At 68.0% G+C, this 8,480-nt stretch carries 9 protein-coding genes and 1 pseudogene; 5 read left to right on the forward strand and 5 right to left on the reverse strand.

The annotated features are described in order from the left end of the window. The 3 genes and pseudogenes from ACLQ3C_RS21205 to ACLQ3C_RS21215 all read right to left on the reverse strand — a co-directional run. Nucleotides 1–231: pseudogene (locus tag ACLQ3C_RS21205) on the reverse strand (HNH endonuclease); the annotation flags it as partial. A gap of 150 nt (nt 232–381) precedes the next feature. Beyond that, nucleotides 382–999, reverse strand: coding sequence for an LON peptidase substrate-binding domain-containing protein (locus tag ACLQ3C_RS21210; protein WP_425707075.1), 618 nt, complete (start codon nt 997–999; stop codon nt 382–384). A gap of 50 nt (nt 1,000–1,049) precedes the next feature. Continuing rightward, nucleotides 1,050–1,358: an antibiotic biosynthesis monooxygenase family protein gene (locus tag ACLQ3C_RS21215; protein WP_425707076.1), complete on the reverse strand. Its 309-nt coding sequence runs from the start codon at nt 1,356–1,358 to the stop codon at nt 1,050–1,052. A gap of 77 nt (nt 1,359–1,435) precedes the next feature. Here ACLQ3C_RS21215 and ACLQ3C_RS21220 point away from each other — a divergent pair, with 77 nt between their 5' ends. Beyond that, on the forward strand, nt 1,436–2,263 hold the full coding sequence (locus ACLQ3C_RS21220; RefSeq protein WP_425707077.1) for an alpha/beta fold hydrolase: 828 nt from the start codon (nt 1,436–1,438) through the stop codon (nt 2,261–2,263). A 76-nt stretch (nt 2,264–2,339) separates the two neighbouring features. Here ACLQ3C_RS21220 and ACLQ3C_RS21225 read toward each other — a convergent pair whose 3' ends face one another. Next, complete coding sequence (locus ACLQ3C_RS21225; protein ID WP_425707078.1) at nt 2,340–3,287, reverse strand: hypothetical protein; 948 nt, start codon at nt 3,285–3,287, stop codon at nt 2,340–2,342. Between the two features lie 53 nt (nt 3,288–3,340). Further along, a complete protein-coding gene (locus tag ACLQ3C_RS21230) occupies nt 3,341–4,237 on the reverse strand; it encodes an A/G-specific adenine glycosylase (RefSeq protein ID WP_425707079.1) in 897 nt (298 codons plus the stop codon). Between ACLQ3C_RS21230 and ACLQ3C_RS21235 the strand changes: the two genes are divergently transcribed. From ACLQ3C_RS21235 to ACLQ3C_RS21250, 4 genes are all read left to right on the forward strand, one after another. Beyond that, nucleotides 4,236–4,913: a carbonic anhydrase gene (locus tag ACLQ3C_RS21235; protein ID WP_425707080.1), complete on the forward strand. Its 678-nt coding sequence runs from the start codon at nt 4,236–4,238 to the stop codon at nt 4,911–4,913. The genes ACLQ3C_RS21230 and ACLQ3C_RS21235 overlap by 2 nt on opposite strands. Nucleotides 4,914–5,025: 112 nt before the next feature. Next, nucleotides 5,026–5,811, forward strand: coding sequence for a hypothetical protein (locus ACLQ3C_RS21240; protein WP_425707081.1), 786 nt, complete (start codon nt 5,026–5,028; stop codon nt 5,809–5,811). A gap of 136 nt (nt 5,812–5,947) precedes the next feature. Continuing rightward, nucleotides 5,948–7,132 carry an acyl-CoA dehydrogenase family protein gene (locus ACLQ3C_RS21245; RefSeq protein WP_425707082.1) on the forward strand — a complete coding sequence of 395 codons (1,185 nt, stop codon included), beginning with the start codon at nt 5,948–5,950 and terminating at the stop codon, nt 7,130–7,132. Beyond that, nucleotides 7,129–8,277 carry a CaiB/BaiF CoA transferase family protein gene (locus tag ACLQ3C_RS21250; protein ID WP_425707083.1) on the forward strand — a complete coding sequence of 383 codons (1,149 nt, stop codon included), beginning with the start codon at nt 7,129–7,131 and terminating at the stop codon, nt 8,275–8,277. The genes ACLQ3C_RS21245 and ACLQ3C_RS21250 overlap by 4 nt, the downstream gene beginning before the upstream one ends. Nucleotides 8,278–8,480 lie beyond the last annotated feature (203 nt).

Genomic DNA, 8,480 nt, shown 5'->3' on the forward strand with positions numbered 1-8,480 from the left:
CACCGACCGAAACCCGAACCGGCGCTCCGCATTCCGGTCGGATAGCTCGACGATCTGCCGGTCACCCTGAAACGTCAGCTTGTTGATCGCGCGTTCATTGGCTGCCGCGACCTCCAGCAGTGTCTCGTCGGAGCACTGCGTCAGATCCGTCGAACCCATCTGATCGAGGAGGGCATGCAACAACGCCACCTGCTCATCCGGCGCAAGAGCCGGCAGATCGATCGTTGTCATTGTCACCCCCCGGTGCAAGCTTGCGAACACAAGTTCGCAAGAACATGTGTACGAGTCTACGCCCGAAAGATCCGATCAGCAACCCCGAGTCGAAAGTTTCTTTGAAGTTCTTTCTGGGGTGTCGGGTGCGCCGCCGAAGTCTCGAAACTGCTAGGCGCCGAAGCGAATCCGGGCTTCGAGGGTCGTCACCGCCTCGTCGAAGACATGGCAGCGGGCGGACCAGTCGTCGGCTTCGAGCAGATCCTGACGATCGGCGGGACCGATGGGCAGGCGCGCCGCCCACCCGAAGATTCCGACCGCGGCGAGGTCGGCGGCGTCGAAGCGGGGCACGTCGTCGTCGTCGATCTCGAGTCCGCGGGCCTGCAACGACGCGTCGACGAGCGCGCGAATCCGCGTACCGATGTCGACCAGATGTTGCACCGACGCGTCGTCGACGGCCGGCTCGGGCAGCGGCCGGATCAGTGCATGGGGATACGGGGCGTCGGGCAGCCATTCGATCACCCGGAACCGCCAGCCGCCGGTGCACGACAGCTGGGCCTGGCCGTCGGATTCGGTCACGACGGTGTCGATGTCGGCGAAGGTGCCGACGTCATGTCGTACGTCACCGCCGCCGACCTCACGCCCGCGGGCGATCAGCACGACACCGAAGCCCGAGGTGGGCGTGCCGTCACCGGACAGGCAGTCGCGCAACATCTGCCGGTATCGCGGCTCGAAGATGCGCAGCGGCAACTGTTCCCCGGGGAGCAGTGCCGCCCCGAGCGGGAACAAGGGCGCCGCGCGCGGGTCCGCGGCGGCGAAGAGATCAGGCCCGGTCGAGGTCAGGAGCTCGGCTTCGCGTCGAGCACCACCTCGAACTCGAGGAGGTCGGCACCGGAGGCGACGGGCTTGGCGCGCTCGCCGGAGTGGGCCTCGCGGGCCGGGCCGGCGGCCCACGCCTGGAAGTCCTCCTCGGTCTCCCACTGGGTGACCACGAAGTATCGGTCGTCGCCCTTGACCGGACGCAGCAACTGGAACCCGAGGAAGCCCTTGGAGCCGTCCACCGAGTGCGCACGGTTGGCGAAGCGCTTCTCGAGCTCGGCGCCGGCGCCTTCGGGGACATGGATTGCATTGATCTTCACAACTGCCATGGTGCTCAGCCTAGTCACCCGCCGTCGGTGGCCGTGTTCGTCGTGGTCAGAAGGTGTCCCGGGTAAGGTCGTCGGTTGTGTCGGAGGTTGTGGTCGATCGGGGGCTGCTGGACCACGGCGGACTGGGCGTCGACGATCCCGGACTCGGCGTCGGGCCGATCGTGCTCGTCCACGGACTGATGGGGCGCGGCCGCACGTGGCGGCGTCAGGTGCCGTGGTTGCGTCGGTACGGGCGGGTCTTCACCTTCGACGCGGCCTTCCACACCGGTGCCGACCCACACTCGGTTGCCGGTGTCACGGCCGAACGCGACGATGCCGAGATCTCGACCGAACGGTTCGTCGCCGATCTCGCCGAGATCCTCACCTGGATCGATCTGGGTCCGGCGGTGCTGATCGGCCATTCGATGGGTGCCCTGCACTCGTGGTGTGTGGCCGCGGACTATCCGGAACTCGTGTCGGCGCTGGTGGTCGAGGACATGGCACCCGACTTCCGGGGCCGCACCACCGAGAACTGGACGCCGTGGTTTTCCTCGTGGCCGGACCGCTTCGCCTCGCCCGACGAGGCCGTCGCGATGTTCGGTCCGGTCGCCGGGCGCTACTTCTACGACGCCTTCGACGACGGACGGTTGCACGGTGATCTGCGCACCTGGACCGCGATCGCCGACGAATGGGGCCGACGCGACTTCGGGGCACAATGGCGGCGCGTCGGCGTGCCGAGCCTGCTGATCGAGGCGCAGGCGGGGGTCACGCCGCCGGGGCAGATGCGAAAGATGGCGTCGGACAACGATTTCGCGGCTCATGTGCTTGCGTGCGGGGCGGGGCATCTGGTGCACGACGACGCCCCCGGCTTCTACCGCGGGGCGGTGGAGGCGTTCTTGTCGGCGCTGCCGGGAGAGCGTCGATAGCGCCGGCCCACAAGCAGTTACGCCCGCCGCCACCATGGCGGTGACGGCGGGCGCCGGTGATCTGCAGGCGCGGAGACTACTGGGGTGCCGGCGCCACATAACCGCCAGTGAGCCGGCGATAGCAGTGGGCGTAGAACAGCTGTCCCAGCGGCCAGGTCACGATGAGGCCGATGTAGCAGAGGATCGTGCCGATGTAGGAGAGCACGTAAGCCACGACCAGTGTCAGCAGCGAATTCGATACCGACGAGCGTGCCAGTTGACTCGACGCGCTCATCGCCGCGCCGAGTGACAGCCGCCTGTCGATGACGAAGAAGATCGAGAACTGCAGCAGGAAGATCGCGATCAGGCCGGGGATGATGCAGAGCACCAGGCCGACCGCGGTGATCAGGCCGACGACGATGGCGGTACCGACGACCGGACCGAGGCGGTCCGGCTTCAGGAAGGTGGCCACGGTGACCGGCTGCCCGTCGGCGACGCGCAGCGCACCGGTGATCATCGACGCCGACAGGTACATGATGACGAGGAAGATCAGCAGATACAGCACGATTCCGAGGATGACGCTGCCCGCGCCGATGCTGCTGGTGGTGGTCTCATACGAGTAGTACTCGTTGCTGACCGTCTTGGTGGTCGTCGAGGCCGCCGAGATCACGAAGCCGAAGGCGACGATCACACCGCCGAGCAGGAACATGATCAGGCCCGGCACGATCATCGGACCCGGGTTGGCCTTGAATTGGGCCCACGCCCAGCTGAGTGCCTCGCCGATGTTCAACTGCTGCGGCGGGCCGCCGACGGGCGCGCCGGGCCCGGCAGCGCCGTAAGCGTCTGCCGGAGTGAAGGATTGGGGCGCACCGTACCCGGGTTGCTGCCCGTATCCCGGGGGTGGTGGCTGGCCGTACCCCGGAGGTGGTTGCTGCCCATATTCGGGTGGTGGTTGCTGGCCGTATCCCGGCGGTGGTTGCTGCCCATACTCGGGCGGCGGTTGCGGTTTGTTGAGGTCGGGTCCGTCATTTGGCGGTTCGGTCACCGGGACAAGTTAGCAGCCGATCGTCCGGCTTGGCGGGGTGTTCGGGCTGCGTGTCAATCGCCCTCCCCGGCCAGGCAATACCGGCCGTCGGCGGTGAGTTCCACCAGACCGTCGGTGAGCAATGAATCCAGTGCGCGGTCACGCTGGGGATGATCGGTGTCCCAGACGACGTCGAGGCGGCTGCGTTCGACCGGGATTTCGCTGCCGCGCAACACATCCAGCAGAAGTCCGCGCACCTGGCGGTCGGTGCCGGCGAACTTCTGGGTGCGCCTGCGCGGGCCGGTGTGGGCCGGCCGGCCCAGCGACACCCACGTGCAGGCGGTGACCGGGCACGCGACGCAGCCCGGATTGCGCGCCGTGCACACCAGGGCGCCGAGTTCCATCAACGCCGCCGAATACCGTGGCGCGGTGCGTGCGAGACGGCCGCCGGGCGTGCGCGGCAACAGCGCCTCGGCGTCGACGAGATCAGAGCGCGACGGATTCGCCGGTTCGGCACGCCCGTGTACCGCCCGGGCGATCACCCGCCGCACATTGGTGTCGACGACGGGGACGGGCTGTCCGTACGCGAAGCAGGCGACCGCGCGGGCGGTGTAGTCGCCGATGCCGGGCAGGGTGAGCATCGTCTCGACGTCCTGCGGTACGCGGTCGTCGTGGTCGGCGGCGAGCACCTTCGCGCACTCGTGTAGTCGCAGCGCGCGCCGCGGGTAGCCGAGTTTGCCCCACGCCCGCAGCACGTCGGCCGGACTCGACGCCGCCATCGCCGACGGCGTCGGCCACCGATGTACCCATTCCCGCCACGGCCCGACCACCCGGGACACCGGTGTCTGTTGCAGCATGATCTCGCTGATCAGGATCTGCCAGCCCGACAGACCCGGTTCGCGCCACGGCAGGTCGCGTTCGTTGCGGTCGAACCATCGGAGGATCACCGGCGGTGGCAGACTAGATCGCATGACTGCACTCACCCCGAAACGCGCATGGCAGATCCTCCTGGAGGGCAACAGGCGCTTCGTCGCCGGTGAGTCGAAACATCCCAGTCAGGGTATCGAGGACCGGCATCGGCTGGCCGGTGGGCAGAATCCGCAGGTCGTGCTGTTCGGTTGCGGCGACTCGCGAGTGGCCGCCGAGATCATCTTCGACCAGGGCCTTGGTGACATGTTCGTCATCCGCACCGCAGGGCACGTCCTCGATTCGGCGGTGATGGGCTCCCTCGAATACGGCGCGGACCTGCTCGAGGCGCCGCTGATCGTGATTCTGGGCCACGACAGCTGCGGCGCAATCGCAGCCACCCTCGACGCGCTCGACAACTTGCAGATTCCGGGTGGCTACATCCGCGACATCGTCGAACGCGTCACCCCCAGCATTCTCGCCGGCCGCAGCGAGGGCCTGCGCCGGGTCGACGAGTTCGAGGCCCGCCACGTCGTCGAAACCGGTCAGTTGCTGATGCAGCGCAGCCGCATCATCGCCGATCGGGTGGCGAGCGGAAAGCTGGCCATCGTCGGTCTGACGTATGCGCTCGACGAGGGTGCGGTCCAGTTGCGCGGGGTCTTCGGTGACATCGGCGTCGGCGATCAGTCGGTCTTTCCGGTGGCGAATCCGCAGGAGATTCCCGACGCCGAGTCGGCCTGAGGCCGCACCGGGCGGGTGGGCCGCGCCCGTTACCTCACCCCGGCCGCAAGATTCATGCGACACGCCGACCGACCTCGCCGGAGGCGGTCGGTGGGGCCGTTAGCGTTGGGGCGTGATCGAACCGCAAGGGCCACTCCCACCTGAGATCTATTGGCGACGCCGCATCGTCGCCGGCGGAGTGCTGGTTGTGGTGCTGGCCGTTGTGGTGGGTCTGGTCGTGTGGGCGCAGTCCGGCGGTGGCGGCAACCCGTCGAACACCGCGAGCAAGGCGAGTTCGTCGTCGACGACGCCGTCGACCGCGACGCCCAACCCGTCCGTCGACCCGTCGCAGGCCCCGTCCGGTGGTGGGTCCGGCGGTGGCGGTGCGCCGGCCGGCGGTTCAGCAGGCAGTAGCACCGCTCCGAGTGGCGCGGCCTCGAGCAGTGCGTCCCCATCGGATTCGGCAGCGCCTCCGCCGCCGCCGGGCGTGAACCCGGCCAACGCGAATGTGCCGCTGTGTCCGGACAATTCCATCGCGGTCGTCCTCTACACCGACAAGCCGACGTACACGACAGGCAGCCAGCCGGTGTTCACCCTGGTGGTCACCAACGCCGGGCTCAGTGCGTGCGCACGCGACGTCGGCAAGGCGTCTCAGGACGTCATCGTGCGCACCCTCGACGGCACGCGCACCCTGTGGGCGGCCCGCGATTGCGCCCAGATCAACACCGTCAACAATCAGGTCCTGCAACCGCAGCAGCAGGTCAAGGACACCATCACGTGGTCGGGCACCACCAGCAACCCGGGTTGCGACAAGCCACGCAACCCGGTGGCACCGGGTTCCTACCAGGCGATCGGCAAGATCGGCGAGAAGGAGTCGGCGCCGCTGACCTTCAACATCGTCGCCCCGGCCCAGCCCTGAGCCTCCGGTCCGCGGTGGGGCGGGCACCCGGCGTTGACCATGGTGCCGACGGGACATAGCGTGCGTGATGCGAGCCACATCGCAAGGTTCTCCCGAAGAGCCGCCCCACGCCTTCGCATTCGCCAGGAGGATGCACATGCCCGCCCAGGACATCACGCAGTTGTTCGCACTCGATTCGTTGCTCGACGCCGACGAGATCGCCATCCGCGACACCGTCCGCGAGTTCGGCAGCCAGCGGCTGCGGCCGCACATCGCCGACTGGTTCGACGACGGCCGGCTGCCGGCGCGCGAACTCGCGCGCGAACTCGGCCAACTCGGTGCGCTGGGCATGCATCTGGAGGGCTATGGCTGTCCGGGCACGAGCGCGACCGCCTACGGGCTGGCCTGTCTGGAACTCGAGGCCGTCGATTCCGGAATCCGCAGCCTGGTGTCGGTGCAGGGTTCGCTCGCGATGTTCTCGATCCACCACTGGGGCAGCGAGGAGCAGAAGCAGGAGTGGTTGCCGCGCATGGCCGCCGGTGAGGTGATCGGCTGCTTCGGGCTGACCGAGCCCGACTTCGGGTCGAACCCTGCAGGTATGCGCACCAACGCCAAACGTGACGGCGACGACTGGGTGCTGTCCGGCACCAAGATGTGGATCACCAACGGGTCGATCGCCGACGTCGCGGTGGTGTGGGCGCAGACCGATCTGGCGGAATCGCCGCGCGGCATCCGCGGTTTCATCGTCCCGACCGACACCCCGGGCTTCTCGGCCCCGGAGATCCGGAAGAAGATGTCGCTGCGTGCATCGGTCACCTCCGAGCTCGTGCTGGAGGACGTGCGGCTGCCCGCGTCGGCGATGCTGCCGGAGGCGGCCGGTCTGCGTGGACCGCTGACCAGCCTGGGTGAAGCCCGCTTCGGCATCGTCTTCGGCGCGATGGGTGCGGCGCGCGACTGCCTCGAGGCCGCCGTCGACTATGCGCAGTCCCGCGCGGTCTTCGACAAACCCCTTGCGGCATACCAGATCACCCAGGCCAAGATCGCCGACATGGCCCTCGAGGTCGGCAAGGGTCACCTGCTCGCCTACCATCTCGGCCGGCTCAAGGACCGCGGCGAGATCCGGCCCGAACAGGTGAGCACCGGCAAACTCAACAGTGTCCGGGAGGCCATCGCGATCGCGCGTGAATGCCGGACCATCTTGGGCGCCAACGGGATCACGCTGGAGTACCCGGTGATCCGCCACGCCAACAACCTCGAGTCGGTGCTCACCTACGAGGGCACCTCGGAGGTCCATCAGCTGACCATCGGCAAGGCATTGACCGGGTCGGATGCATTCCGGTGAGTGACGCCGGCGCCCGGCCGGCGCCCGGTGCGCTGGACGGCCTGGTGATCGCCGACTTCGGCCGCGTCCTGGCGGGCCCGTACGCCACCATGCTGCTGGCCGATCTCGGTGCCGAGGTCATCAAGGTGGAACGTCCGGCCACCGGTGATGACACCCGCAGCTGGGGGCCGCCCTGGGTGGGCGACGACTCGTCGTACTTCCTGTCGGTGAACCGCAACAAGAAGTCCGTTGCCCTCGACCTCACCGATCCTGCCGGCTCGGCCGCGGCCCGCGAGCTGGTGCAGCGCGCCGACGTGCTCGTCGAGAACTTCCTTCCCGGCACGCTGGACCGCCTCGGCCTCGGATACGACGAGGTGGCCCAACAAAATCCGGGGATCGTCTACTGCTCGGTGACCGGCTTCGGCGGCGACAATCAGCTCCCCGGCTACGACCTGCTCATCCAGGCCGTCGGCGGGTTGATGAGCATCACCGGACCTGACGCCGACACCCCGACCAAGGTCGGTGTCGCGGTGGTCGACGTCATCACCGGTCTGCATGCGGCGGTGGGAATCCTTGCCGCCCTGCGGTATCGGGAGCGCACCGGAAAACGACAGCGGATCGAGGTCAATCTGCTGTCGTCGCTCATCTCTGCACTGGCCAATCAGTCGTCGGCGTATGTGACCGCCGGGGTGGTGCCGCACGCCATGGGGAATCGGCATCCGAGTATCGCGCCCTACGAGGTGTTCGCCGCCTCCGACCGTCCGCTGGTGCTCGCCGTTGGCAACGACCGGCAGTTCGCCGCCCTCGCCGAGGTCCTCGGAATGCCCGAACTCGCAGCGGATCAACGCTTTTCGACGAACGAGGCGCGCGTCACCCATCGCGAGGAGCTGACGCTGATCCTCGCCGATGCCCTCGCCGTCGACACCGCCGACGGGTGGTTCGAGATCCTCACCGCCCGCCGCGTGCCGTGCGGGCCGCTCAACGACATCGCCGACGCGGTGGCCCTGGCGCAGCGGCTCGGCCTCGGACCGACCGTCGAAATCGACGATCCTCGTCGCGATACACCGATCACACAGATCGCCAATCCCGTCCGGATGAGCGTTACGCCTGCGTCGTATCGGGCCGCCCCGCCCCGGCTTGGTGAGGACAACCCGGCCGGGCTCTAGGGCGGAGGTGACGGACCTGCGTCGGCACCAGAACCCACGTGCCAGGGCCGGGCGCCTATGAAATTCTCAAGGAACAGTTGCGGTCCCGGCGGACCGGGTGCAAGGGTCGGAAAGTCGTTGTGGGTAAGCCAGTTTCAGGCAGCGACACTGTCGAGTCGTAGGGTGCGTCGGTTGTAGGCCGGTTGTGGTCGTCGTTTGGGATC

Source organism: Gordonia sp. DT30, from assembly GCF_049844915.1.
Lineage (GTDB): Bacteria > Actinomycetota > Actinomycetes > Mycobacteriales > Mycobacteriaceae > Gordonia.

Excerpts from the sequence above, each read along its gene's own strand:
- ACLQ3C_RS21215 (WP_425707076.1), bottom strand. The coding sequence starts at position 1,358 with ATGGCAGTTGTGAAGATCAATGCAATCCATGTCCCCGAAGGCGCCGGC.
- ACLQ3C_RS21230 (WP_425707079.1), bottom strand. The coding sequence starts at position 4,237 with ATGCGATCTAGTCTGCCACCGCCGGTGATCCTCCGATGGTTCGACCGC.
- ACLQ3C_RS21245 (WP_425707082.1), top strand. The coding sequence starts at position 5,948 with ATGCCCGCCCAGGACATCACGCAGTTGTTCGCACTCGATTCGTTGCTC.
- ACLQ3C_RS21235 (WP_425707080.1), top strand. The coding sequence starts at position 4,236 with ATGACTGCACTCACCCCGAAACGCGCATGGCAGATCCTCCTGGAGGGC.